24 protein-coding genes are annotated in these 24,535 nt (G+C 49.3%); 20 read left to right on the top strand and 4 right to left on the bottom strand.

Annotated features, from left to right (window positions below; translation table 11 throughout):
* Nucleotides 1-6: 6 nt before the first annotated feature.
* From cheY to fliE, 4 genes are all read right to left on the bottom strand, one after another.
* A complete protein-coding gene (cheY, locus tag ACM615_RS12930) occupies nucleotides 7-396 on the bottom strand; it encodes a chemotaxis response regulator CheY (protein ID WP_112287676.1) in 390 nt (129 codons plus the stop codon).
* An 86-nt stretch (nucleotides 397-482) separates the two neighbouring features.
* On the bottom strand, nucleotides 483-1,529 hold the full coding sequence (locus ACM615_RS12925) for a protein-glutamate methylesterase/protein-glutamine glutaminase (protein ID WP_120163528.1): 1,047 nt from the start codon (nucleotides 1,527-1,529) through the stop codon (nucleotides 483-485).
* Nucleotides 1,529-2,344 (bottom strand): CheR family methyltransferase, encoded by an 816-nt coding sequence (locus ACM615_RS12920; protein WP_120163529.1) that lies wholly within the window; start codon nucleotides 2,342-2,344, stop codon nucleotides 1,529-1,531. Before ACM615_RS12920 ends, ACM615_RS12925 begins: the two co-directional genes overlap by 1 nt.
* 227 nt (nucleotides 2,345-2,571) lie before the next feature.
* On the bottom strand, nucleotides 2,572-2,907 hold the full coding sequence (gene fliE, locus ACM615_RS12915) for a flagellar hook-basal body complex protein FliE (protein WP_129639230.1): 336 nt from the start codon (nucleotides 2,905-2,907) through the stop codon (nucleotides 2,572-2,574).
* Nucleotides 2,908-3,185: 278 nt separating this feature from the next.
* Here fliE and fliF point away from each other — a divergent pair, with 278 nt between their 5' ends.
* The 20 genes from fliF to ACM615_RS12815 all read left to right on the top strand — a co-directional run bounded on the left by fliF (nucleotide 3,186) and on the right by ACM615_RS12815 (nucleotide 24,530).
* Nucleotides 3,186-4,892 (top strand): flagellar basal-body MS-ring/collar protein FliF, encoded by a 1,707-nt coding sequence (gene fliF, locus ACM615_RS12910; RefSeq protein ID WP_129639229.1) that lies wholly within the window; start codon nucleotides 3,186-3,188, stop codon nucleotides 4,890-4,892.
* Nucleotides 4,892-5,878 carry a flagellar motor switch protein FliG gene (gene fliG, locus ACM615_RS12905; protein ID WP_112287671.1) on the top strand — a complete coding sequence of 329 codons (987 nt, stop codon included), beginning with the start codon at nucleotides 4,892-4,894 and terminating at the stop codon, nucleotides 5,876-5,878. Before fliF ends, fliG begins: the two co-directional genes overlap by 1 nt.
* Nucleotides 5,865-6,578 carry a flagellar assembly protein FliH gene (locus ACM615_RS12900; protein WP_279919453.1) on the top strand — a complete coding sequence of 238 codons (714 nt, stop codon included), beginning with the start codon at nucleotides 5,865-5,867 and terminating at the stop codon, nucleotides 6,576-6,578. The genes fliG and ACM615_RS12900 overlap by 14 nt, the downstream gene beginning before the upstream one ends.
* Nucleotides 6,575-7,951: a flagellar protein export ATPase FliI gene (fliI, locus tag ACM615_RS12895; protein ID WP_113878046.1), complete on the top strand. Its 1,377-nt coding sequence runs from the start codon at nucleotides 6,575-6,577 to the stop codon at nucleotides 7,949-7,951. Before ACM615_RS12900 ends, fliI begins: the two co-directional genes overlap by 4 nt.
* A 15-nt stretch (nucleotides 7,952-7,966) precedes the next feature.
* Nucleotides 7,967-8,416 (top strand): flagellar export protein FliJ, encoded by a 450-nt coding sequence (gene fliJ / locus ACM615_RS12890; RefSeq protein ID WP_431012004.1) that lies wholly within the window; start codon nucleotides 7,967-7,969, stop codon nucleotides 8,414-8,416.
* Entirely contained in the window at nucleotides 8,413-9,648 is a 1,236-nt protein-coding gene (locus ACM615_RS12885) for a flagellar hook-length control protein FliK (protein ID WP_431012003.1), read from the top strand. Before fliJ ends, ACM615_RS12885 begins: the two co-directional genes overlap by 4 nt.
* A gap of 149 nt (nucleotides 9,649-9,797) precedes the next feature.
* The gene (fliL, locus tag ACM615_RS12880; protein ID WP_129639226.1) at nucleotides 9,798-10,298 is read left to right on the top strand and encodes a flagellar basal body-associated protein FliL; all 501 of its coding nucleotides are present in this window, start codon (nucleotides 9,798-9,800) and stop codon (nucleotides 10,296-10,298) included.
* A gap of 5 nt (nucleotides 10,299-10,303) precedes the next feature.
* Nucleotides 10,304-11,302, top strand: coding sequence for a flagellar motor switch protein FliM (gene fliM / locus ACM615_RS12875; RefSeq protein WP_112291433.1), 999 nt, complete (start codon nucleotides 10,304-10,306; stop codon nucleotides 11,300-11,302).
* 7 nt (nucleotides 11,303-11,309) lie between these two features.
* Nucleotides 11,310-11,699, top strand: coding sequence for a flagellar motor switch protein FliN (gene fliN, locus ACM615_RS12870; protein WP_112291435.1), 390 nt, complete (start codon nucleotides 11,310-11,312; stop codon nucleotides 11,697-11,699).
* Complete coding sequence (gene fliO, locus ACM615_RS12865; protein WP_431012002.1) at nucleotides 11,699-12,115, top strand: FliO/MopB family protein; 417 nt, start codon at nucleotides 11,699-11,701, stop codon at nucleotides 12,113-12,115. The genes fliN and fliO overlap by 1 nt, the downstream gene beginning before the upstream one ends.
* Before the next feature lie 113 nt (nucleotides 12,116-12,228).
* Nucleotides 12,229-12,885 (top strand): flagellar type III secretion system pore protein FliP, encoded by a 657-nt coding sequence (gene fliP, locus ACM615_RS12860; protein WP_232829978.1) that lies wholly within the window; start codon nucleotides 12,229-12,231, stop codon nucleotides 12,883-12,885.
* Nucleotides 12,886-12,950: 65 nt separating this feature from the next.
* A complete protein-coding gene (gene fliQ, locus ACM615_RS12855; RefSeq protein ID WP_112291438.1) occupies nucleotides 12,951-13,220 on the top strand; it encodes a flagellar biosynthesis protein FliQ in 270 nt (89 codons plus the stop codon).
* Nucleotides 13,221-13,222: 2 nt separating this feature from the next.
* Nucleotides 13,223-14,002 carry a flagellar biosynthetic protein FliR gene (gene fliR / locus ACM615_RS12850; RefSeq protein WP_120163533.1) on the top strand — a complete coding sequence of 260 codons (780 nt, stop codon included), beginning with the start codon at nucleotides 13,223-13,225 and terminating at the stop codon, nucleotides 14,000-14,002.
* Between the two features lie 34 nt (nucleotides 14,003-14,036).
* A complete protein-coding gene (locus tag ACM615_RS12845) occupies nucleotides 14,037-15,713 on the top strand; it encodes a methyl-accepting chemotaxis protein (RefSeq protein ID WP_431012001.1) in 1,677 nt (558 codons plus the stop codon).
* Nucleotides 15,714-15,952: 239 nt separating this feature from the next.
* Nucleotides 15,953-19,303 (top strand): methyltransferase regulatory domain-containing protein, encoded by a 3,351-nt coding sequence (locus ACM615_RS12840; protein ID WP_431012000.1) that lies wholly within the window; start codon nucleotides 15,953-15,955, stop codon nucleotides 19,301-19,303.
* On the top strand, nucleotides 19,296-20,285 hold the full coding sequence (locus ACM615_RS12835; protein ID WP_129639222.1) for a hypothetical protein: 990 nt from the start codon (nucleotides 19,296-19,298) through the stop codon (nucleotides 20,283-20,285). Before ACM615_RS12840 ends, ACM615_RS12835 begins: the two co-directional genes overlap by 8 nt.
* Nucleotides 20,286-20,376: 91 nt before the next feature.
* A complete protein-coding gene (locus tag ACM615_RS12830) occupies nucleotides 20,377-21,579 on the top strand; it encodes an ATP-grasp domain-containing protein (protein WP_431011999.1) in 1,203 nt (400 codons plus the stop codon).
* Nucleotides 21,580-21,597: 18 nt separating this feature from the next.
* Nucleotides 21,598-22,665, top strand: a complete 1,068-nt coding sequence (locus ACM615_RS12825; RefSeq protein WP_129639220.1) for an FkbM family methyltransferase — start codon at nucleotides 21,598-21,600, stop codon at nucleotides 22,663-22,665.
* Nucleotides 22,658-23,359 (top strand): WbqC family protein, encoded by a 702-nt coding sequence (locus ACM615_RS12820; RefSeq protein ID WP_205951112.1) that lies wholly within the window; start codon nucleotides 22,658-22,660, stop codon nucleotides 23,357-23,359. The genes ACM615_RS12825 and ACM615_RS12820 overlap by 8 nt, the downstream gene beginning before the upstream one ends.
* Before the next feature lie 22 nt (nucleotides 23,360-23,381).
* Complete coding sequence (locus tag ACM615_RS12815) at nucleotides 23,382-24,530, top strand: DegT/DnrJ/EryC1/StrS family aminotransferase (RefSeq protein WP_431011998.1); 1,149 nt, start codon at nucleotides 23,382-23,384, stop codon at nucleotides 24,528-24,530.
* Nucleotides 24,531-24,535: the final 5 nt, after the last annotated feature.

Here is a 24,535-nt window from a genome sequence, read left to right as displayed (position 1 = left end):
CTCTGATTACCATCCCAGTTTTTCGAAGATTTTATTGAGTTTCTCTTCCAGCGTTGCCGCGGTGAAAGGCTTCACCACATACCCGTTCGCGCCAGCCTGTGCCGCCGCAATGATATTTTCCTTTTTCGCTTCAGCGGTCACCATCAGCACCGGAATCGCTTTCAGTGCATCGTCTTTACGCATTTCCGAAAGCAGTTGCAGGCCGTCCAGGTTTGGCATATTCCAGTCACTGATGACGAAGTCGAAGGTCGAGGCGCGCAGTTTAGTCAGCGCATCCTGACCGTCTTCGGCCTCTTCAACATTCTTGAATCCCAAATCCTGAAGCAGGTTGCGGACAATGCGGCGCATGGTGGCGAAATCATCGATAACCAAAAAGCGCAAATTTTTATCTGCCATTTACTCGTCCTTAAAGGGTGAAAATTGTGAAAATACAAAACGGTAGAAAAACAAAAGACACCCGATAGCAGGTGCCATAACAGGTGTTAAATTCGCCGGGCCTGACCCACCACCCCGTTGAGGATGTGCTGCGTCATGTCATGTAAATCAGTCACCTCACACGCCGCGCCCAGCCCGATTGCCTCGCGCGGCATACCAAAGACCACGCAGGTTTTCTCGCTTTGTGCCAGGGTATGCGCGCCGGAGTTGCGCATCTCCAGTAATCCGTGAGCACCGTCACTGCCCATGCCGGTCAGGATTGCGCCCACTGCATTTTTGCCGGCAGATTTGGCGACTGACCGGAAAAGCACATCGACGGAAGGGCGGTGGCGGTTAACCGCCGGAGCCTGATTCAGTCTGATGTGGTAATTCGCGCCGCTGCGGATCAGTTCCATGTGCCGGTCGCCGGGCGCAATATAGGCATGACCCGGCAGAACGCGGTCGCCGTCCTCACCTTCTTTCACCGAAATCTGGCACAAGTTGTCGAGGCGTTCTGCAAAAGAACGCGTGAAGCCGGGCGGCATATGCTGAGCAATCACGATGCCCGGACTGGTCATCGGCATCGGAAGTAACACCTGACGCAGGGCTTCGGTACCGCCGGTGGAGGAACCAATCGCAATGATTTTTTCACTGCCGACCAGCGGACTGGAAATCACCGCAGTGACGTTGGGATGACGGTCCCGGCGGCAGACCAGCACCCGGGAAGCCATGCGGATTTTTTCTGCAATAATTTCCGCATACTGCATCATGCCGTCTTTCAGCCCCATCTCAGGCTTGGTGACAAAATCCAGAGCCCCCAGTTCCAGAGCACTCAGTGTTATTTCCGATCCCCGGCTGGTCAGCGAGGACACCATGATCACCGGCATAGGGCGCAGACGCATCAGGCGTTCCAGAAAGTCCAGACCGTCCATCCGTGGCATTTCCACGTCCAGCGTCAGAACGTCCGGATTAAATCGCTTGATCAAATCCCGGGCAATGATGGGATCCGGTGCTGTGGCCACCATTTCCATATCAGACTGATGATTCACAATGTCACTCATAATGGTGCGAATGAGTGCCGAATCATCAACACAAAGTACTCGTATCTTTTTCATTATTTCTCCCGTGCCAGGGAATACACTGACTGACCACGCAGGCGGAAAGGACCATTCTTACTGTTAAAATGTTCAGAATGGCCGGCGAACAAAATGCCTCCCGGTTTGAGCATGGTGGCGAAGCGTTTCATCAGTTGCTCCTGCGTTTTCTGATCAAAATAGATCATCACGTTACGGCAGAAGATGGCGTCAAACGGCGCCGGAACATCCCAGTTCGGGCTCAGCAAATTAAGGTGCTGGTAGCGGATACTGGCCAGTAATTCTTTTCTGACTTTCACCAGATTTTCCTGATCGCCGGTGCCGCGCAGGAAATAATTTCGCTTCTGTTCAGCGGTTAAACTGTCGAGATCGGACAGGCGATACACCGCATTCGTGGCTTTCTGTAATACTTCTGTGTCGATATCCGTTGCCCAGACTCGCGGTCCTGCCACAGGACGCCCCAACGTTTCATCCAGCGTCATGGCGATGGAACAAGGCTCTTCACCGGTCGATGCTGCGGTACACCACACGGTGTAATTTGGCCGGTTGCGCGCATGTTCTGCCAGAATAGGGAAGTGATAAGACTCCCTGAAAAATGACGTCAGGTTGGTGGTCAGCGCATTAATAAATAGCTGCCATTCCGGGCTGTTCTGATTGGATTCCAGGCGACTCACATAATCAGCAAAACGGGTTAATTTCAGTTCACGTAGCCTGCGGGACAAACGGTTATAGACCATGTCTCGCTTCTGGCTATTTAATACAATCCCTGCGCGTTGATAGATAAGCTCTGCAATCTTTTGCAAATCTTTATCGGAGAGTTCTTCCTGAAGTCGCATATTTCAATTGTTCAACTGTTACTGATGGAATTTAATTCCCAAAGGGATAATAACTGACATATCTGCCTGCATATTCCCCAATTGATAAGGAAGGTGATGATCTCCTGTAGGTTGGTACGGCAGATATTGACAGCGAAGAAATAAAAAATGACCAGCCGGCCATATTGAACATATTTCTTAAAAGAGGTTTTTTTCCGATACTGTTATGTCATCAGATAACACGTCTTTTAAACAGACATACTCATGACTTCCTGATAAGCACTGACCATTTTATTTCGCACCTGGATACCCAGATTAAGTGCCACAGACGATTTCTGCATAGAAACCATGACATCGTTCAGCCCGATGTCGGTCGCACCGGTCATGTAGTCCTGCGCCTGTGTCTTGGCGGTGTTCTGCACCTGGCTGATATTGTTAATACTGTCGAATAAAATGTCTGAAAATTGTAATTTTTTCTCAACATTTTTATTATCAGAAATGAACGGTGTTTTTTGTGTGGCCGACGTTTGCTGTGCCTGGAAGCTAATTTGATCCAGAACGCCTTTCATCGATTGAATAGACATCAGAAATTCCTTTATATCGGCTTAATAAGCTCGCCGTTATTCTCTCTGTGGGTTTTTAATAACTGCAGCCTAACATAAGGTCATGTAAATAAAATAATGCGAATAGCTGACAGAAGTTTCAGCTTATTGATGTTTAAAAAAAACGCAATTAGAAGATAATACGCGACTGGAAATCTGTCTGTGTATTTACTGCTTCGCTTTCTCTTATCCGTATCCGGAGTGCTGATTCGCAACAATACGCCTGCATTGCGTCATTTATTTTTTTACAGGACTACGGCATGAATGCCACAACAAACGGTATTAAAAACAAAAGTACAGCTAATCTGATGGCAGCATTAGAACGTTTACGTTCGAGTCCTAAAATTATATTGCTCATCAGCGCGTCTGCGGCTATTTCAATCATTATTGCCCTGATCTTCTGGGCGAAATCGCCAGATTATCGCGTCCTGTACAGCAATATCAGCGATCAGGACGGCGGCGCTATCGTGGCGCAATTAACGCAAATGAATGTGCCTTACCGCTTTCAGGAACGCGGCGGGGCGATCATGGTACCTGAGGATAAAGTTCACGAAGCACGGCTGACTCTCGCCCAGCTCGGTTTGCCGAAGGGCGGCGCCGTAGGTTTCGAATTGCTCGATCAGGAAAAATTTGGCATCAGCCAGTTCAGTGAGCAGGTTAACTTCCAGCGCGCGCTGGAGGGCGAACTTGCCCGCACCATCGAAACGCTCGGTACAGTTCAGAATGCCCGCGTGCATCTGGCTATGCCAAAACCTTCTATGTTTGTCCGCGAACAGAAGCCACCTTCTGCGGCGGTCACCGTGACGCTGAGCAACGGACGCACGCTGGATTCCGGGCAGGTGAATGCGATCACGTATCTGATTTCCAGCGCAGTGCCGGGGCTGAATGCTGATAACGTCACCATCGTCGATCAGAGCGGACGCCTGCTGACCCAAAGTGGCGGTCAGGCGATGCAGACGACGCAGCTCAAATACACCAGCGAAGTGGAAGCGGATTACCAGCAGCGTATCCAGACGATCCTCGCCACGATTGTCGGGCGCAATAACGTTAAGGCGCAGGTGACTGCACAGATTGATTTCACTCAGCACGAACAAACCGCCGAGCAATACCAGCCCAATTCATCGCCGGACAAAATGGCGATCCGCAGCCGCCAGACCAGTGATGCCGAACAGGGCAGCAAAAATGGCGTCGGTGGTGTGCCGGGGGCGCTGAGCAATCAGCCACCTGTGCCGGCGACCGCGCCCATTACCCAGCCGCCGGTAGCGAATCAACCTGCGCAGGGGGCCAATGCGGCAAACAACAACGCCACTCAGGCGGCAGGCACGGCTGAAACGACAGTGGCTACGCCGATGCCGTTTAACAACCGCAAAGACAACACCACTAACTATGAGCTCGACCGTACGCTGACGCACATCAAGCGCAGTACCGGCAGCATCGAACGGCTTTCTGTTGCCGTGGTCGTCAACTATCTGCCGGGTAAAGACGGCACGCCGGTGGCGTTAACGCCGGAGCAACTGGAGCAGGTGAATGCGCTGGTGAAAGAGACGATGGGTTATTCCGCCGCACGTGGCGACACCATCAACATTGTGAACTCGCCATTTACCCCGGTGGAAGAAGAACCGGCACCGCCGTTCTGGAAACAGGAAGGCTTCATCAACCTGCTGATGTCTGCCGCCCGTTATCTGCTGATTGCCCTCGTGGCCTGGTTCCTGTGGCGTAAAGCCGTGCAGCCTGCCTGGCTGCGTAATCAGGAACTGGTGTTGCAACGGCTGGAGCTTGAGAAACAGGCACGTCAGGAAGAACTGGATGCCAGCGCACGCCGTGCAGAAAGCGGCGCGAGAGCCAAGGCCGAGCAGCGCGTTGAAACGGAACTTAATACCCAGAGCCTGCGCGAACTGGCACAGCAGGAGCCACGGGTTATTGCACTGGTCATTCGCCAGTGGATGAATAAGGAGATGAAGTCCTGATGAATGCCTCAGATAAAAGTGCGATCGTCATGCTGACGCTCGGTGACGGGCTGGCGGCCGAGGTGTTCAAACACCTCAACACCCATGAAGTCAAACTGATCAGTAGTTCAATGGTCAATATGGGCGGCTTCACTCATGAGCAACTGGCCGAAGTTCTGAAGGAATTCCAGCGGGATTCCAGTGAATACGCGGCACTGAGCGTGAATACCAATGAGTATCTGCGCAGTGTGCTGGTGAAGGCGCTGGGCGAAGAGCGTGCCTCAAGCCTGCTCGAGGACTTGCTGGATAGCCAGCAGGGCACCAACGGTATCGAGACGCTCAACTTTATGGAGCCGCAGACCGTCTTCGACCTGATCCGCGACGAACACCCGCAGATTATTGCCACCATTCTGGTTCACCTCAAACGCGGTCAGGCTGCGGATGTGCTGAGTAAATTCGATGACCGCGAACGTAACGACATCATGTTGCGTATTGCCACCTTCGGCGGCGTTCAGCCTGCGGCCTTGCAGGAACTGACCGAAGTGCTCAACGGTCTGTTGCACGGTCAGAATCTCAAGCGCAGCAAAATGGGCGGTGTGCGTCCTGCGGCAGAAATTCTCAACCTGATGAAATCTCAGCAGGAAGAGGCGGCTATCGAAGCCGTTCGCGAGTTCGATCAGGAACTGGCGCAGAAGATTATCGACGAGATGTTCCTGTTCGAAAATTTGGTGGAAATCGAAGACCGCAGCATTCAGCGCATCCTGCAGGAAATCGAAAACGAATCACTTATCGTTGCCCTCAAAGGTGCCGAAGGGCCGCTGCGTGAGAAGTTCTTCCGCAATATGTCCCGTCGCCAGGCTGACATCATGAAAGAGGATCTGGGTTCACGCGGTCCGATCCGTATGTCTCAGGTGGAAGCCGAGCAGAAGAGCATTTTGCTGATTGTCCGCCGTCTGGCAGAAACCGGCGAAGTGGTGATTGGAGGAAGCGAAGATGCCTACGTCTGATCGCGAAACGCAGCCTGACTGGCAGGTCTGGAAGCCGCAGAACCTGCTGGACGATTTCAGCCAGCCTGAACATGACATTATTGATACGCCGGGAACCTATCAGTCTGATGAATTATTGCAGGCCGAGTTATCCCGCATCCGCCAGCAGGCCGAACAAAAAGGCTTTGCTCAAGGGCAGGCTCGTGGTGTGGAAGAAGGTAAAAAACAGGGGCACGAGGCGGGATTTGCTCAGGGGCACAAAGAAGGTTTTGAACAGGGTCTGGCTGAGGCCGGCGCGCAGCAGCGTGTAACCGGCGAGCATTTTGCCCGGCTGCTGGAAGAGTTCAAAATTGCCCTCAGCAACCTCGACAGCGTGATCCCGTCGCGTCTGGTGCAGTTGTCGCTGACGGCGGCACGCTCCATTCTGGGCAAAAATATCACCTGCGATAACGACGTCTTGCTGGAGAAAATTCAGCAGCTGTTACAGCAGGAAACGCTGTTCAAGGGCACCGCGATTCTGTGGGTCAATCCTGATGATCTGGCGCTGGTTCAGGATAACGTCGGTAAATCACTGGCGTCGATGGGCTGGGATATCCGTGGCGACGCGCAAATCTTGCCGGGCGGATGCCGGATCACGTCGGAAGAAGGCGAGTTCGATGCGACCATGAATACCCGCTGGCAGGAACTGTGCGAGCTGAGTCGTGAGGATTATCTGGCATGACGATGCGTCTCGCAAAATGGCTGGAGGCTATCGACAGAAAAGAGAAGCTGATGACCTCGCTGCCGCCTTTTCGCCAGTACGGCAAATTAACCCGCGCCACCGGACTGGTGATGGAAGCCGTCGGGCTGAAACTGCCCATCGGCACATTGTGCATCGTGGAACGTCATTCCCGCGAAGGCGTGGATAAAGTCGAAAGCGAAGTGGTCGGCTTTAACGGCCAGATTTTGTATCTGATGCCGCTGGAAAATGTCGATGGCATTTTACCGGGCGCACGGGTTTATGCGCTTGAAAGCGGGGAAGGAGCCAGCAAAGGCAAGCAATTGCCGCTGGGGAGAGAACTGCTGGGGCGCGTGCTGGATGCCAGCGCCCGTCCGCTCGATGGCCTGCCGCCGCCGGTCACGGCACAACACGGCCCGCTGTTTACGCCACCGGTGAATCCGCTGTTACGTGACCCGATTAAAAATGTGCTGGACGTCGGCGTCCGTGCGATTAACGGCCTGCTGACCGTCGGTCGTGGTCAGCGTATGGGGCTGTTTGCCGGTTCCGGCGTCGGGAAAAGTGTGCTGCTGGGCATGATGGCCCGCTACACCAAAGCCGATGTGATTGTCGTCGGCCTGATTGGTGAACGTGGCCGCGAAGTGAAAGACTTCATCGAAAATATTCTCGGCGAAGAAGGGCGCAAGCGTTCTGTTGTGATTGCCGCCCCGGCGGACGTTTCACCGATCCTGCGTATGCAGGGCGCGGTGTATGCCACGCGTATCGCTGAAGATTTTCGCGACAACGGGCTGGATGTCCTGCTGATCATGGATTCCCTGACTCGCTATGCGATGGCGCAGCGTGAGATCGCGCTGGCCATCGGCGAACCTCCGGCGACCAAAGGGTATCCGCCTTCTGTGTTTGCGAAATTACCGGCACTGGTTGAACGTGCGGGGAATGGCGTGAAAGAAGGGGGGTCGATCACCGCGTTTTACACCGTTCTGACGGAAGGCGACGATCAGCAGGATCCGATCGCCGACTCCGCCCGTGCGATCCTCGACGGACACATTGTGCTGTCGCGTCGTCTGGCTGAATCCGGCCATTATCCGGCCATTGATATTGAAGCCTCCATCAGCCGTGCGATGACCGAGCTTATCGAGCCGGTACATTACAAAAAAGTCCAAAACTTCAAGCAGTTGCTTTCCTCGTATCAGCGTAACCGTGACCTGGTCAGCGTCGGGGCGTACGCGGCGGGCAGCGATCCGCTGCTGGATAAAGCCATTCGCCTGTATCCGCAGATGGAAGCCTATTTACAGCAGGCGATCTACGAGAGCAGCGGTTATCAGGAAGCGGGCGACAAGCTTGATGCCATTTTTTCAGACCAACCCAAAGCCTGAGGTGACTAATTAATTATGGCTATCACCAATCCGATGGATTTTCTGCGTGAACTTGCAGAGCAAACACTGACAGATACCACCGCTGAGCTGGGCAAAGTTCAGCAGGCTTATACGCTGGCGGCGACACAACTCGGTCAGCTGGAAAGTTTCGAGCTGGAATATCAGCAACAGCTTCGGGCGACGGTGTCCGGTAAAGGGATCCCGGTGGCTGATTTGCTCAACCGCCAGTCTTTCATTGATTCGCTGGGAAATGTCGTCAAGCAACAGGCGAATCAGGTGCAGAAATGCCAGAACACGGTCAATGAAACACTGCTGAACTGGCGAAACGATAAGCAGCGTCTCAATGCGTTTGAAACGCTGAAAAGCCGGGCAGACGACGTACGGATGCTGAAAGAGAACCGACAGGAGCAAAAGCTCATGGATGAATTTGCGCAGCGTGCCTGCATGGGAAGAGAACTTTTATGATTGTCCAGGCCAGCTCTGTCGTCAGCGGTGTAACCCCAACTAAAATGCCGGAAAAAGGCACCACGCCTGAAACCGGTGAGGTGAATTTCGCGACCTCTCTCGAAAAAGCCTATCCGACCAAACCGGCCTTGCCCGCGAAGGACACGAAGGCGACGCAACCTGATACGGCAGAGCCCGATAATGCCCGTGCAGAAGCTGAACCGCTGCCGGTGCCTGTTCCCGTGCCCGTACTGCCCGCTGAGTTACCGCCGGTGGATCTGATCACGGATATGCCGCAACCGGCACCCGAAGTGCAGACGCCTGAGACGCCTTTTGTTGATCCGCAACTTTTGGCTTTGCAGCAAATCGTTACGCAGAATGCTGCCGTGCCTGTGCAACCGGCACCCACGGCTGACGCACCGGTGATGCCAGCTCAGGTAGATCCGGTAGCTGAAGTTCAGGCTGCGCTTAGCCAGGAACGTCCGGGCAGTGCGTTTATGATGCCGGAAAGCATGAAGCCGAAAGCCGTCTCACAGGCTGCACTGGCCGCACAGGCTTCGCTGGAAGGCAAGCAGGGAACCGATAAGACCAGCGCCGATCAGCATAAGGATTTTCTGTCTGTGATGACGAAAACCGACGCTGCGCCAAAAGAACCTGCCGCCGCACCGGCCAGATTTGAACTGAATCCGGCACTGCCGGTGAGACAGGAAAGCTCCGTATTGCTGACACCGGAAACCGGCCTGCGACCGCACGTTACGCCAGTCAGCGAGCTGACGGCTGCTCCGGCAACGGGCGTCACGACGTCTCCGGCGGTGATTAATCAGGCGCTGGGCACACCGGCGTGGCAACAGGCCGTAGGGCAGCAGCTGGCTTATTTTTCCCGTAACGGCATTCACAATGCGGAGTTACGCCTTCATCCGGAAGAGTTAGGGGCGCTGCAAATCAGCCTCCGGTTGAATAACGATCAGGCGCAGCTGCATTTTGTCACCGAGAACCATCAGGTGCGTGCCGCGCTGGAAGCGGCGATGCCGCATTTGCGTACATCACTGGCGGAGTCGGGGATCCATCTGGGACAAAGCAGTGTCGGCGCTGACTCTTCTTCGTCGTGGAGTGCCTCCGCGCAGTCCGACGGATCATCCGGCCGGGGCTCCACAGAAGATGACGGACAGGAGAATGCGCATCTGGCCGATGAGAAGCCGGAAATAAGTAACAAAACTCTCCATTATTCCAACGGTATTAATACATTTGTTTGACATAAAAATTTATAGAGCGAATTGGCAACACTAATTTCATTTCTTTCGTGAATTGTTCTGGTGTCCGACTGTAATAGAATGCACGGCTTATCAGAGCATCTATTACGGCCTGTTCGCCGGCTTATTTTTACAACAGGGTTTTCCAGATAATGTCCAAGAAGAACCAGAAGGCCAGCGGGGGTGGGAAAAAAAGTTCCCTGGCTATGTTATTAATGATGCTTATTGCTGTGGGAGCATGTGCTTTTGCTGGCTATACATTTTACGAAATGAAGAATATGAAAGCCGGAGCAACGGGTGATGCTCCGGCGAAGGTAAAAAATGCGGCGCCAGCGGTGCCGGTATATGTGCAGATGGACACCTTCACCGTCAGTCTGAAACCGGAAGCGAATGATTCAGACCGCGTGCTTTATATTGGTCTCACGCTGAGGGTAAAAGACGCGGAATCGAAGTCCCTGCTGGAAGAATATATGCCGGAAGTCCGGAGTCGTTTATTAATTCTTTTAGCACATCAGACGGCGACAGATATCTCTTCTGATGAAGGTAAGACCGGATTAACAGAGAAAATAAAAGAGACCGTCAGCAAACCTCTCGCACCGAATCACAGTGCGGTAGTGACTGATGTATTATTTAACGCATTCATCTTACGGTAATTTCTATGTCTGACAGTATATTATCTCAGGCTGAAATTGACCGCCTTTTAAATGGCGGCAGCAACGCAGAAAGCGAGACCACTGCTAACAATGCAGTGCAGGATGACGGGATCAAACCCTATGATCCGAATACTCAGCGTCGCGTCGTTCGTGAACGGTTGCATTCACTTGAGATCATTAACGAACGTTTTGCACGACAGTTTCGTATGGGACTGTTTAATCTTCTGCGTCGAAGCCCGGATATCACTGCCGGAAGCATTAAAATTCAACCGTATCATGAGTTTGCCCGTAATCTTCCGGTGCCGACCAACCTTAATCTGGTGCATATGAACCCGTTGCGCGGGACGGCGTTATTTGTCTTCTCGCCCAATCTGGTGTTCATGGCGGTGGATAATTTATTTGGCGGAGACGGACGTTTTCCTACCAAAGCGGACGGCCGTGAATTCACGCCGACCGAACAGCGCGTGATAAACCGGATGCTGACGATGGCGCTGGAGGCGTACGATTTCGCCTGGAGTTCCATCTTTAAACTGAAAACGGAATATGTCCGTGCAGAAATACAGGTGAAATTCACCAATATTACGTCGTCACCTAACGATATTGTGGTGACCACACCTTTTTATGTCGAAATTGGCCCGCACCGGGGCGAGTTTGATATTTGTATCCCGTTTAGCATTATCGAGCCTTTGCGCGAATTACTGACGAATCCGCCAATGGAAAATTCCAAACAGGAAGACCGGCAATGGCGGAGTACGCTTGCTTCTCAGGTCAGAGATACTGAACTTGAGCTGGTGGCGAATTTCTCCGACATTTCCACCCGCCTTTCGCAAGTTATGAATATGCAGAAAGGGGATATTATTCCCATTGATAAAAAAGAGAGCATTGAAGCTCGTGTTGATGGCGTTCCTGTATTCTCGGGAAAATATGGTTGTGTCAATAACCAATATGCTCTGAAAGTAGAGCAAATGATGAATCCCGCTTTATTATCTTTAAAAAAGGAGTAATTCCCCAATGACTGACACTACAACTTCGGGCGGTTCTGATAAAGAATCCATCGATGATCTTTGGGGTGATGCGATGAGTGAACAACAAGCCGCGGATAACTCCTCCACAAAAGAGGCACAGGTGACAAACTTTTCAGAGGATCTCAATCTGATCCTCGATATTCCGGTCAAAATGACGGTGGAATTAGGCCGGACAAAAATGACGATCAAGGAATTATTACGTCTGAGCCAGGGATCGGTTGTTTCTCTGGAAGGTCTGGCGGGTGAACCCCTGGATATTCTGATTAATGGTTATCTGATTGCTCAGGGTGAAGTGGTGGTGGTTTCCGATAAATTCGGCGTACGCATTACCGATATTATTACACCTTCAGAGCGGATGTATCGCCTGAGCAGGTAATGATGATGCAGACTACCCCGCAGCCCCACACTCAGACCCTTCCTTCGACTGTCGATACGGCCATGCCCGGTTCAATCCTGGTGAACGTCGGCGGTGCGCTGGTGCTGATACTGATGATCATTGCCGTATTCGCCTGGCTTGCACGTCGCACAGGGTTTGCCCGCAATCACCCTAAAAGCAACCAGATACTTTCTGTGGTGGCCAGTCATTCTCTGGGGCAGCGCGAGCGTGTAGTCGTCATTGATATGAATGATAAAAGAGTTTTGCTTGGCGTCACGCCGGGCCAGATCAGTTGTCTCGCCACCTTTGATAAGCCCCCTGATGAAGGTGCAACACAGATTGTATCAGCGTCTGTCGATTTCCAGTCCACGCTGATGAATCTGCTGAAAAAACGTAAGACGGAGCCAGCGGAATGAGTTTATTTTCACGTCATAATTCCCGCCGGTGGCTGCCTTCGGGACTGTTTCTTTTAATGATTGTCGGGCTGATGTTACCTGCCCGTGATGTTTTTGCTGCCAACGGTGATGTGATGCTGACCCGTTCAGCCGATGGGGAAAGCTGGTCACTGCCGGTGCAGACACTGGTTCTGCTGACCTCACTCACTTTCCTGCCCGCCATACTGCTGATGATGACCGGTTTTACCCGAGTGATCATCGTGTTAGGGCTATTGCGCAATGCACTCGGTACGCCCTCTACACCGCCCAATCAGGTCTTACTGGGGCTGGCGCTGTTCCTGACGTTTTATGTTATGTCTCCGGTCTTTAATCAGATCTACAAAGACGCCTGGCAGCCTTTATCGGAAGATAAAATCAGCATGGAAACCGCGCTGGAACGAGGCGTTCAGCCACTGCGCAGATTTATGCTCGAACAAACCCGCGAAACCGATCTGGCGCTGTATACGCGCATGGCTAAAGAAGAAAACTTCCAAAGTAAGGAAGAAGTGCCTCTGCGCATTTTACTGCCCGCGTTCGTGACCAGTGAATTGAAAACAGGTTTCCAGATTGGCTTCACTGTTTTCATTCCTTTCCTGATTATCGATCTGGTAGTCGCCAGCGTACTGATGGCGCTGGGCATGATGATGGTTCCCCCTGCGACCATTTCGCTGCCTTTCAAACTGATGCTGTTTGTTCTGGTGGATGGCTGGCAATTACTGATGGGCTCACTGGCACAAAGTTTCTTTAGTTAAGCCGTGAACAGTAAGCAGTGAATAGTTAAAAAGTTAAACAGTTAAACAGTTAAACAGGACGAAAAATGACACCGGAAAGTGTAATGGCGATGGGGTTTCAGGCCATGAAAGTCGGGTTAATGATTGCGGCACCTTTGTTATTCGCCGCATTGTTCACCGGATTGCTGGTCAGCATATTCCAGGCATCCACGCAAATTAATGAAATGACATTATCATTTATTCCAAAAATACTGATGATCGTGACTGTCGGTATTCTGATGGGGCCGTGGATGCTAAATCTTTTTCTGGATTATATGCGCACGCTCTTTACTAATTTGCCGTACGTCATCGGATAGTTATGCTTACGTTGTCCGTTGCCAGCTTATATGCCGTCATGAACCAGTATTTCTGGCCAATGCTGCGGGTGCTGGCTTTATTCACGACCGCGCCAATTTTTAATGAGCAGGGCATCGGGAAGAAAGCCAAGATAGGGTTGGCGATCGTGATTTCATTACTGATAGGACAACATCAGCCCAACACGCACATTGAAATTTTTTCTTTCGCCGGATTATGGGTAGGCGCGCAACAGTTCATTATCGGTGCTGCCATCGGGCTGACGGTGCAGTTTATTTTCGTGGCCGTGCGTAATGCCGGGGAGATTATCGGTCTGCAAATGGGATTATCCTTTGCCACATTTTTTGACCCGGCGGCGGGGGGAAATATGCCGGTGATTTCCCGCATCCTGAACCTGCTCGTGACGTTGCTGTTTCTGACCTTTAATGGTCATTTATGGATGCTTAATACTCTGGCGGACAGTTTTATATTACTGCCAGTCAGTGCAACGCCGATCAACGCAGATGGTTTGTTAGCGATTACTTACACCGCCGGAATGGTCTTTAAATGCGGGTTGATGCTGGGGCTACCCATTATCACTCTGCTTCTGACACTGAATTTGACGCTGGGACTGCTTAACCGCCTGACGCCTCAGCTTTCCATCTTTGTCGTCGGTTTTCCGCTGACGCTGAGTATTGGCATGATAGCGATGTCGATGATCATGTACACCCTTGCGCCGTTTTTTGAAAATATGATGGAAGATATTTTTGAGCAACTGACAAAAATAATCCTTCTGTTGACCTGACTTTTTTATATAGTAGATAATTGCAGAGGCTTTAATGGCATCCTTCAAAATATCGACCCTGATCAAAACTATTTTATTCCTGCTTTGCTTTATCCTGGTGATCATCTCGGCTTTTTCATTTAAATCCATGTCACAAGCCAGTGATTCTTTCAATGAAATGAAAACGCTGACTCAAAATCTCAGAGAGTTACGCCGCATGAGTACATTTCTTGGCTCTGTTCGCGGGGATATTAACTATGTGTACAATGACCCGACGGCTTCTCATGAGGTACTGGCAGAAAAAGCAGCAGTAATTTCTGAAGGAATTAAAAATGCACAGCGTCATGCCAGTAATTTTCAGCGCGCTGCTGAAAACAGTGAAGAGGGCAAAGTTTTTTCGACCAATGTTTATAATAAATTTAACGCATTAATTGAAAACTACACCAATAATATGCGTTCTCTCGAAGCTTACAACAATACCGGCTTCGATAACGGCAAGCTGGAAAATGCGCTGGATGACGCAGTACAGGAATACGCAGATTATAGCGTTAAGGTTGAGAGTAATATTACTGACAAGTTTTCTGCAGATCGTCTTGCATTCCTGATCACCTCAGGGATCCTTCTGGCATTGACTGTCTGTATCTCATGTCTGTCATTTATTCTTATCAAACGATTTGTGTTCAATCGTCTGCAAACAGCGTCATCCATGCTGGATAAAATCAGCTCCGGCGAGTTGTTCCATGAGTTTGAAACAGGGGCTCGCAACGAAATTGGTGTGATGCTGGAATCGCTGCAGAACATGAAAGGATCACTGAGCGGGATTATTACTTCCGTCCGTCTTACATCGGGTAACATCAGAACCGATGCTTCGGAAATCGATACCGGTAACCACGATCTGGCTTCCCGAACCGAAGAACAAGCCAGCGCACTGCAACAGACCGCCGCGAGCATGGAAGAAATTAAAACCACCGTGTCTAACAATGCCGAAAATGCACGTCAGGCAAACCTGTTGTCTCAGCAGGCACGTACCACTGCGGATAACGGATCTTCTGTGATGGCCAATGTGGTTTCCACAATGGATAAAATTTCCAAAAGTGCGCGCAAAATTTCTGAAATCAATGGCGTGATTGATGGCATTGCCAATCAGACGAATATTCTGGCACTGAATGCCGCGGTTGAAGCTGCGCGTGCCGGTGAGCAGGGACGAGGTTTCTCCGTTGTCGCCAGTGAAGTTCGCAATCTTGCAGCCCGCAGTGCCGATGCGGCAAAAGAAATTAACCTGCTGATTAATGAGTCTGTTAAAAACGTCGATGACGGTGCGCGCCTGATAGAAGATGCAGGTAAAACGATGCATGAGATTGTCACGTCCGTCACCCACGTCAGCAATATCATGCAGGAAATAACCCAGGCTTCTGAAGAACAAAGTACCGGGGTTTCCCAGATAGCGATGGCGGTGAATGAAATGGATTTAGCCACTCAGCAGAATGCGGCAATGGTGGAAGAGTCATCCGTGATAACTCAAAACCTAAATAATAATGCTCGGCACCTGTTTGATATCGTCTCCTTCTTCCGTGTGGAAAAAACCGATAATGCAACACAGCCTGTGATGGAGGAGTCTGTTCACGGAGAACCTGTCCGTCAGACGGGCCGGATTAAGAAAAACACTCAGGTGAAAGAACCTGCATTTAAAAAAGACGTCAGCACAACGGAAGGTGCCTGGACCGAATTTTAAATAATTTGATGACTCACGTTATTACCGGAAGAGGCAGATATGTCTCTTCCGTTTTTTTTTACCTGATAACTCTATTTGGTCGTTAAGTTGTCATCTTTTCAAACAATGGACTCTTGGGTTCTGATGATAAAATACCCCTATATTATTACTGTGTAAAAAATAAGGCTGCATTGCGCGAGTCGTGCGGTAGCTTTGCTTACAGATAACTAAAACAAATTTGAGATAACAGGATTTATATTTTGAAAGATTTGTATTCATCTCATCACTTTTCTCCTGCCGGAATTTATACCTCAGCGGCAATGTATGGCGTAAAAGGCGCTGATCCGAAAACGGCGAACGTTCTCCAGATCGGTTGTGGCGAGGGCGAAGATCTCATTCGCTTTGCCGTTGCGAATCCTTTAAGTTCGTCAGCAGGAATAGATGTTGACCCTGATTCTGTCAGAGAAGGGCAACAGAAGGTTTCCGCCTTTGGAATTGAAAATACCCATTTATATTGCCTCGGTTTACAGGATTTGTTTTCCATTGATCCGGGTAAGTTCGATTACATTATTATTCAGCAATTCTTCAGCCTGCTGGATGAGGAAACCCGTTATTCATTGCTGAGTTTCTGTGAGCAACATTTAACAGAACAGGGAATTATCGCGGTAAAGTGGAATACGTTACCGGGCGCACAGGTCACTGACACATTGCGTGAGGTCATTGCACTGCACACCCAAAATTCAGTCAGCGATGAAGAGAAAATCTCATCAGCAAGAGCGATGCTGGGATTTATGAATATTGCTCATCCTGACGGTGCCCTGAAAGACCGTATCACTGAAGCATTATCTTTATCGGATACAGAGCTGGCTGTACGTTATATTTACAGTAAAAATGATGCACGCTATTTTGTTAATTTCACTCACGACATTATAAAATCAAATGTTAACTACGTCGGGGATGTGACGCCTCAGTATGAAATAGCGCAGCACTACGGGAAAGAGGTCGCCACTGTACACACAACGGCCACAGAACGACTCGATAAAATCACCGCGCAGCAATATCTGGACTTTGCCGTCGACCGGCAGGTTCGCTTTAGTCTATTGATTTCAAAAAATAATCAATCAGTGATTCATGAACAGATGCAATTCAGCGAAATTGAAAATTTGCACTGGGCAGGAAATTATCAAAGACAAGCGGATGCAAAAACTTTCTATAATCGCCAGGGAGAATCCCTGACTTCAGATAATGATTTGCTGGGGCGGATCCTGGATGTAATGGGAAACAGCTGGCCGCTGAGTGTCAGTACGCAGCAGATTATAAAGAATACGTATTTGCCAGAAGAACCTGAACAGCATGCCGGCAATGTGATTAAAACACTGCAGGCATTATATATTGAAAACGTTTCAGGTATTTATGCGTCTTTAACGCCTTCGCCTTATAACCTCTCACGCTTTGGTAATCTTAAGCTGATTTATCCGACTGACAATATTATCTGGCCCGAATGCGGATACATCGAGTCAGAGAATCTGTGGGGGGAGAAGGCTGTTCTGAAGAAAAGTGAAGCCGGGTTTGTTCAGTCTGGTTTACGTCTTTCAGATGAGGAAAGTTATATGCTGGCGATGGATCTGGTGAGCAAAGGGTTGCTAACCGGTTCAGACATTGCCTGGTTGCGCTTATATCAGCAGGTAATGGCATTGCAAGATGTGGATATTGCCCGACGCCGGATTTCAAGCTTAATGCTGTTTTCCGCAAGCACAAAGGAAGGGGGATTCCGTCAGGAACATGCCGGTCATAAAAGCCTCAGTAAAAAAACAGAAAATGATGTAGACCAGAAAGCATTGAGTAAAGTGAAAGGGCTGTATTTATCCGGGCATGTTCAGGAATCTTTTGAAATCATGGAAGAACTGAGAACCAGATACCCGGACAGTGTCACGTTGTTAAGCGATATATCCTCTATTTATCATCAGGCCAATAATGTCGACGAGGCATTAAGATGCCTTACCAAAGGGTTGTCGATCAATTCGGGGTTGTTTGAATTTTACAGCGGTATTGTATTGTGCCTTTCAAAACTTAATGATCGTCATTATCCCAAAAAAGTTGCACAGCATTTGCTGAGAAATTATCCGAAAAATGCTGAAGCGTGGGATTTACTGGGTAAAGTTTATAACGATCTGCGTAACAGCCTGAAATATGAATATTGCGCACGTAAAGCCGCAGACATGAACAGTAATAACGCAACATACCTGCTCAAATTAGGCAATGTGCTGAGCGAACGTAATCAGATGCGTGAAGCCAGAGAGTATCTGGAAAAAGGCGTGAGATTGTCAGAGTCTTCACTCGGATATTTTGCTAATTACAGCAATATGTTGTTTGTCATTCTTCACGATCATCAATGTTCGCCAGAAGAAATCCTTGCCGAGCATCAGAAGTACGGTCAAAAGCTGAGCGCGTGGGCGAAAAATAAGACGGTTGAACGCCCGGTTTTAGTGAATGACAATCCCCGCCTGCGGGTTGGTTTTGTATCGGGTGACTTCAGGGACCATCCGGTGAGTAACTTCATCTATCCTGTGCTCAGTTCAATCGATAAAACCCGCTTTGACGTCATTGGCTACAATGTTTCTCCGTCTAATGACCGCCATACACAGCTTTATGCGGCATTATCTTCAGAATGGAATGACGTTAAAAGTCTGAGTCATATTGAGCTGGCAGAGAAAATTGCAGCGGATGGGATTGATATCCTGATCGACTTATCGGGCCATACGGCATTCAACCGCTTACCTGTTTTTGGTCTGAAACCGGTGCCGGTTCAGATGTCGTGGATAGGATATCCGGGGACTACCGGCGTAAAAGAGATGGATTACTATCTTATTGACAGCAATTTTGCCGCGCCGGGGGTATTAGACAGTCACTTTACTGAGAAACTGGCTTATTTACCTGCGGCTAAGCAATTCGAACCTGCTGATTACAATATAGATGTTAATGCTCTTCCTGCGCTCAAAAATGGGTATATCACGTTTGCCACGTTTAACCGCCCGCAAAAAATTACCGCCGCTGTGCTCGATGCATGGGCAAGAATATTAACTCAGCTTCCTGATGCCAGATTACTTTTCGCGTCAATGAGCGATGAGGAAATGATCGAAAAATACATGCTGGAGTTTGAAAGTCGTGGAGTCCGCAGGGAGCAAATTATTGCCCGTCTTAAGTGCGGTTTTGGGCCTTATCTGCAAATGCATAATGACGTGGATATTATCCTCGATACCTTCCCTTATACCGGCGGTACAACCACCAACCATGCCAGCTGGATGGGCGTCCCGTCGCTGACACTGGCGGGCGACAGTGTCGTGTCACGTCAGGCCGGCGCGGCGATGAAATTCCTGGGTCTTGAGGAGTTTGTCGCGAGTTCAACCGATGAATACGTGGCGAAAGCTGTCGCGCTCAACGGACAGTTTGAGCATCTGAACAGTGTGCGCTTGTCTCTTCGTGACCGTATTTTGGAAAGAGAAAAAAGAGTCAGCCATCGCGCATTCTATTTTGAAAAAGTCCTCGAACAGGCCTGGAGCTTGCACCAGCAAGGGTTGCCCGCACAAGCCATAGTTCTTGCCGATGACTAAATTCTCAGATGCTATCGGGGGATATTTCCCCCTTGAGCTTCCCCGCTTGCAGGCGCATTTTTATCCGAATTTAGCGTTATTTTCGTCTGCCCGTGGCGCTTTTTACGCATTGCTGGTGTCAGGCAAACCCGATGCAGTGTGGGTGCCGCGTTATATCTGTGATGCGATGCTTTCACCCCTGGAAACATTGCAGATCCCGGTGAAATATTATTCGCTGGATAGCCAGTTGATGCCGGACTCAGAGGTGGTGCCAGCGGAGAATGAATGGGTATTGTGGGTCAACTATTTCGGGTTATGTGATGTTCAGGAGCAAAAAATGCTCGCCCGGTTTAATCCCCGTCAGCTCATCCTTGATCATTCCCAGGCCTTTTATTCCCCGCCCGGCGATTGTCTGGCAACGCTGTATTCACCGAGAAAATTCTTCGGAGTCCCTGACGGTGGCCTGCTGGCAACGTCATTACCTGTGGATGTGCCGCAAACTGACCCGCTGGTTTCCCTGAACCGCTCGGCGCATTTGTTGCGGCGACTGGCAGAGAACGCGGAGTCTGGTTTTGCGGCCTATCAGCAGGCAGAAGAGACGTTTACACAGGCGCCGTCTGCCATGTCTCAGCTGACGGAAACACTGTTAAAAACGATTGATTATCAGCAATGCCGAAAGGCGAGGAACGAAAATTTTCAGTTCCTGCATCAGCACCTCGGACGCTTTAACGAGGCTGCATTTGATAACGTTACTGCTGACGGGGCTCTTTGCTATCCCTTTTTGAACAGAACATCCGGTCTGCGTCAGTTCTTAACTAATGAACGTATTTACACGCCTTCGTACTGGCATGATGCAGGCTGCAGAGTCAGGCCATCAGGCATTGAGAGCGATTTTATTCATCATCTGATCCCTTTACCTGTCGATCAAAGATATGGCATTGCGGAAATGGAATTCATTGTTGAAAAAGTCGCTGATTTTCTTAACCCGTCTGCGGGGGGTTAAATTAAAAACTTAAATGAAAAAATTAAACGTTTTAGTATTCCCCTGCGGCTCGGAAAATGCGGGTGAAATATATCAGGCACTCCGGTATTCCGTGCATGTTAATCAGTTAGTGGGGGCGTCAGGCGTCAGCGATCATGGTGAATTCAGGTTCGAAAATTACCGGGGCGATTTGCCGCTGATTGATGACGAAAGTTTTGACGATGCTTTTCTGGCCCTGTTAGAAGAGTGCCAGACGGATATTGTTTTTGCTACCCATGACAGTGTGGCCGTAAAACTCGCGCTACTGGCGCAGCGGCAGGGGTTTTATCTGGTGAATGGCAATGCCACCACTGCACAAATTACCCGCTATAAAAGTGAAACCTATGCGCTTTTCCAGGATTGTCGCTGGGTGCCCGCCTGTTATCACCCGGAATATCCCGTGGCAGAATGGCCGGTGCTGATTAAACCGGATTGCGGGCAGGGGGGAAAGGATGTTCAGAGGGTCGATGATGCGGCTCAGTTACTTCAGGCCATTAAAAACGTTCCTCAGCCACTGGTGGTGGAGTTTCTGCCCGGTGAAGAAATCACGGTCGATTGTTTCACCGATCGAAAAAGGCAACTCATCTGGGCAGGGCCGCGCAGCCGGGAACGTGTACGTGCCGGTATCAGTATGCGTTCGCAAAAACAGAACCCGGATGATGAAATCATGGACATCATTACCACGATAAATTCCCGCCTGGTGTTTCGTGGTCCGTGGTTTGTTCAGTTAAAAAAAGATAAATATGGCAAATGGAAGTTGCTGGAAATATCTTGCCGTATTGCAGGCACAATGGTTTTCCAGCGCGCGCGTGGAATTAATTTACCTCTGATGACGCTGCATGATTTTCTGGAGCGCAGTATAACGCCGCTCGCCAGTGAACATATCACTCTGGTTGACAGATCCATTAAAACCGTCAGTCGTATCGATATTCCTGTTGAACATGTTTTTATTGATCTCGACGATACGCTAATCATTAACGGTTATGCCGTTCCGGCTGTGATGGCATTACTTTATCAATGCAAAGCACAGGGGAAATCACTTCACCTGATTACCCGGCATATCAGTGATCCTGTTGATACCCTGCGTCAGTCTGCAATTGCTGAGTCTTTATTCGATCAGGTTATTCATTTAACGGAAAGTACAGATAAGAAGTCATTTTATATTCCTGAGAAGAGTCTTTTTATCGATAACTATTTTATTGAACGTCAGGATGTCGCGAAGCTGAAAAATGTCGCAGTGATGGATGTGGATGCTGTTGAGTTTTTGCTACGTTAACCGGATACGGAAATTATTATGATTTATAAAGATGCTGTTATATTTTGCGAGGAGTTTGCAAAAACTACCCGACCACGGTTTGCTTTTGGGGTGACGACTCATTCAAAAGATATCGCCAAAAAATTTGCGGTAACCGGATTTATCGATGAGTTTACTGATGCTACGTCGGTTGACGGTCTGCCTGTCGTTTCATGGTCAGAAGTGCCGGCGGATGCCATGGTGGTGTCCGGTATAGCAGATGGTCGTCCCCTGACTGCCCAGAAGATAATGGAACATAAACATTGTGACTGTTTAGATTTCTTTTCCTTCTATCGGTATTTCACGACTTTTTTAAACCCTGTCGCTTTTTACCATGGTCAGGCTTTTGTCGATGATTACCGCCAGAATAAAAGCCGCTATGAAAACGTACGTCATCAGCTGGCGGATGCCCTCTCAGCAGAAACGTTCGACAAAATTATTAATTTCAGGCTGACAAACCGCTTAGCGGCACTTGAAGGTTTTACCTGCCGGACGAATGAGCAGTATTTTGATCTGCCGTTTGTCAAAGATTATGCCCGTCACTTTGTAGATTGTGGCGGTTTTGATGGCGCAACCAGCCTGGAATTTGCGAGACTGTTTCCGGATTATAAAAGTATTCAGGTTTTTGAACCCGACATCAGCCAGTGCCAGCTTATCGCGCAAACGCTGAACGCTCTTCCGGGTGTGAGAGTCTACCCTTATGGTGTTTCGGACCAGTCAGAAACACTGCGGTTTTCACGGGCCGGCAGTGCATCGAAGATTTGTGATTCAGGCGACGTCACCATTGAGGTTGTTACGCTGGATGGATTGCTTAAAGGAGATGTCAGCTGCTTAAAAATGGATATTGAGGGCTACGAATTGCCTGCATTAGCCGGTGCGCAGAATATTATTAAAACTCAAAAGCCCCTGCTGGCTATTTGTTGTTACCATAAGCCTGATGATCTGTGGACAATTCCTCAGCGGGTTCTCAGCTACAATCCGGACTATAAAATTTATTTACGCCATTATTCCGAGGGGCTTTTAGAGACCGTATTTTATTTTGTTCCTGAAAGTCTTACTGATGAGTGAATTAAAACGCGTTGCTATCATGCAGCCTTACATTTTTCCTTATTTAGGCTATTTCCAGCTGGCTGCTTCAGGCGATATTTTTGTGCTGTATGACAATGTTAACTATATCAAGCAGGGGTATATAAACAGGAATTGTATTCTCAGTGCCGGTCAGATTCAGCGTTTTGTTATTCCTGTCCCCGGAGCGTCCTCATTCAAACCTATTAAGGAACTTGAGTTCAGTCAGGACGTGGGGAAAGTCATCAAACAAATACGGCAGGCCTATCAGAACAGGCCTTTTTTTGGCGCAGTTTTCCCCATTATTGAGCAGGTGTTGCAGTCTGAACAGCGAAGTATTGCCCTGATGTGCCAGAAGATGATGCGCTGTTTCTTTGATTATCTGGGTATGGAAAAGGTTGTGATGCTTTCCAGCCAGATTAATTATGCTCAGACGGGCAGTGCCAGCGACAAAATTATTGCTATATGCCATTCACTTGGTGCAGATGTTTATATTAACAGTGCAGGTGGTGTTGATTTATATGACCGCGAACAGTTTTTAAAATCAAAGCTGGTTTTGAAGTTTATAAAAATGAATGACATCCGCTATCCGCAAGGTTGTGAGGAGTTTCATCCTAATCTTTCTATTATTGATGTGCTGATGAACTGCTCTGTAGAAACGGTTCGGGACTTATTATCAGAATATCGCTTGTTCTAACTTTCTCAGGATTACAGCCATCATGGAAAAAAACATATTTGTCACTCGTCCTTTATTACCTCCGCTTGAGGAGTTCATTCCTTATCTGGAAAATATCTGGGAAAGTCAGCACCTGACAAACGCTGGCCCGTATCATCAACAGCTGGAAAAAGAACTGGCTGAGTATCTGGGTGTGGAACATTTGTGTTTGTTTTCAAATGGTACGCTGGCCTTACTGACCGCTTTTCAGGTGCTGGGGATCACCGGTGAGGTGATCACGACGCCTTATTCTTTTGTCGCTACGGCACATTCACTGCTCTGGAATGGCCTCACGCCGGTTTTTGTCGATACCGATCCTGATACGTTCAATCTTGATGCAGACAAGCTTGAGCAGGCGATTACTCCGGCTACAACGGCAATCCTGCCCGTCCATTGTTATGGTATCCCCTGTAACACCCGCAAAATCGAAGAGCTGGCGGATGCGTACGGGCTGAAGGTCATCTACGATGCAGCCCACGCTTTTGGTGTTAAACAAAATGGCGTCAGCGTCCTGCGTCAGGGCGACCTGTCTATTCTGAGTTTTCACGCCACTAAAGTGTTCAATACGATTGAGGGCGGTGCCATTATCTGTCACGACGCCAAAATGAAGCAGCGCATCGATTATCTGAAAAATTTTGGTTTCGTTAATGAGACCACCGTTGTTGCGGCGGGTATTAACGGCAAGATGAATGAATTACAAGCCGCGTACGGGCTCCTTCAGTTGCAACACATTGATAAAGCTCTTGATGATCGTGGCAGACTCTATCGCCATTACAATATGCTGCTTGCGGATATTCCGGGGATTTCACTGATGTCGATCCCTGAGGATGTGACCTGGAATTATGCGTACTACCCGATCATGGTTAATGAAGATTTTGCTCTTACGCGTGACGAGCTGTACGAATTGCTGAAAGACAATCACATCATGGCGCGACGCTACTTTTATCCCTTAATCAGCAGTTTCTTTATGTATAAATTTGCTGAAAGTGCCAGCAGGGAAAATCTGCCTGTTGCGCACCAGCTCGCGGAAAAAGTCATCTGTTTGCCGCTTTATCCTGGTCTGGAAGAAAGCATACAGAATAAAATTGCCGGACTGATTAAAAATGCCGCCGCCACATCACCTCACTCCTCTCCATTAATCATGGCGCAGTAATCTGG

The sequence above is a fragment of the Rahnella sp. PAMC25617 genome, from assembly GCF_050606005.1.
Taxonomy (GTDB): domain Bacteria; phylum Pseudomonadota; class Gammaproteobacteria; order Enterobacterales; family Enterobacteriaceae; genus Rahnella; species Rahnella variigena.
Note: the sequence above shows the minus strand (reverse complement) of the source record. Positions and strands in the feature narration are given on the sequence as shown.

What these genes read in the sequence shown, in the direction of transcription:
- ACM615_RS12820 (WP_205951112.1), top strand. Translation starts at nt 22,658, where the DNA reads ATGAGTGAATTAAAACGCGTTGCTATCATGCAGCCTTACATTTTTCCT.
- fliG (WP_112287671.1), top strand. Translation starts at nt 4,892, where the DNA reads ATGAATGCCTCAGATAAAAGTGCGATCGTCATGCTGACGCTCGGTGAC.
- fliP (WP_232829978.1), top strand. Translation starts at nt 12,229, where the DNA reads ATGCTGACCCGTTCAGCCGATGGGGAAAGCTGGTCACTGCCGGTGCAG.
- fliN (WP_112291435.1), top strand. Translation starts at nt 11,310, where the DNA reads ATGACTGACACTACAACTTCGGGCGGTTCTGATAAAGAATCCATCGAT.
- ACM615_RS12815 (WP_431011998.1), top strand. Translation starts at nt 23,382, where the DNA reads ATGGAAAAAAACATATTTGTCACTCGTCCTTTATTACCTCCGCTTGAG.
- ACM615_RS12885 (WP_431012003.1), top strand. Translation starts at nt 8,413, where the DNA reads ATGATTGTCCAGGCCAGCTCTGTCGTCAGCGGTGTAACCCCAACTAAA.
- fliI (WP_113878046.1), top strand. Translation starts at nt 6,575, where the DNA reads ATGACGATGCGTCTCGCAAAATGGCTGGAGGCTATCGACAGAAAAGAG.
- fliF (WP_129639229.1), top strand. Translation starts at nt 3,186, where the DNA reads ATGAATGCCACAACAAACGGTATTAAAAACAAAAGTACAGCTAATCTG.
- ACM615_RS12825 (WP_129639220.1), top strand. Translation starts at nt 21,598, where the DNA reads ATGATTTATAAAGATGCTGTTATATTTTGCGAGGAGTTTGCAAAAACT.
- ACM615_RS12835 (WP_129639222.1), top strand. Translation starts at nt 19,296, where the DNA reads ATGACTAAATTCTCAGATGCTATCGGGGGATATTTCCCCCTTGAGCTT.
- fliR (WP_120163533.1), top strand. Translation starts at nt 13,223, where the DNA reads ATGCTTACGTTGTCCGTTGCCAGCTTATATGCCGTCATGAACCAGTAT.
- ACM615_RS12900 (WP_279919453.1), top strand. Translation starts at nt 5,865, where the DNA reads ATGCCTACGTCTGATCGCGAAACGCAGCCTGACTGGCAGGTCTGGAAG.
- fliM (WP_112291433.1), top strand. Translation starts at nt 10,304, where the DNA reads ATGTCTGACAGTATATTATCTCAGGCTGAAATTGACCGCCTTTTAAAT.
- ACM615_RS12925 (WP_120163528.1), bottom strand. Translation starts at nt 1,529, where the DNA reads ATGAAAAAGATACGAGTACTTTGTGTTGATGATTCGGCACTCATTCGC.
- fliJ (WP_431012004.1), top strand. Translation starts at nt 7,967, where the DNA reads ATGGCTATCACCAATCCGATGGATTTTCTGCGTGAACTTGCAGAGCAA.
- ACM615_RS12845 (WP_431012001.1), top strand. Translation starts at nt 14,037, where the DNA reads ATGGCATCCTTCAAAATATCGACCCTGATCAAAACTATTTTATTCCTG.
- fliE (WP_129639230.1), bottom strand. Translation starts at nt 2,907, where the DNA reads ATGTCTATTCAATCGATGAAAGGCGTTCTGGATCAAATTAGCTTCCAG.
- cheY (WP_112287676.1), bottom strand. Translation starts at nt 396, where the DNA reads ATGGCAGATAAAAATTTGCGCTTTTTGGTTATCGATGATTTCGCCACC.
- fliO (WP_431012002.1), top strand. Translation starts at nt 11,699, where the DNA reads ATGATGATGCAGACTACCCCGCAGCCCCACACTCAGACCCTTCCTTCG.
- fliQ (WP_112291438.1), top strand. Translation starts at nt 12,951, where the DNA reads ATGACACCGGAAAGTGTAATGGCGATGGGGTTTCAGGCCATGAAAGTC.
- fliL (WP_129639226.1), top strand. Translation starts at nt 9,798, where the DNA reads ATGTCCAAGAAGAACCAGAAGGCCAGCGGGGGTGGGAAAAAAAGTTCC.
- ACM615_RS12920 (WP_120163529.1), bottom strand. Translation starts at nt 2,344, where the DNA reads ATGCGACTTCAGGAAGAACTCTCCGATAAAGATTTGCAAAAGATTGCA.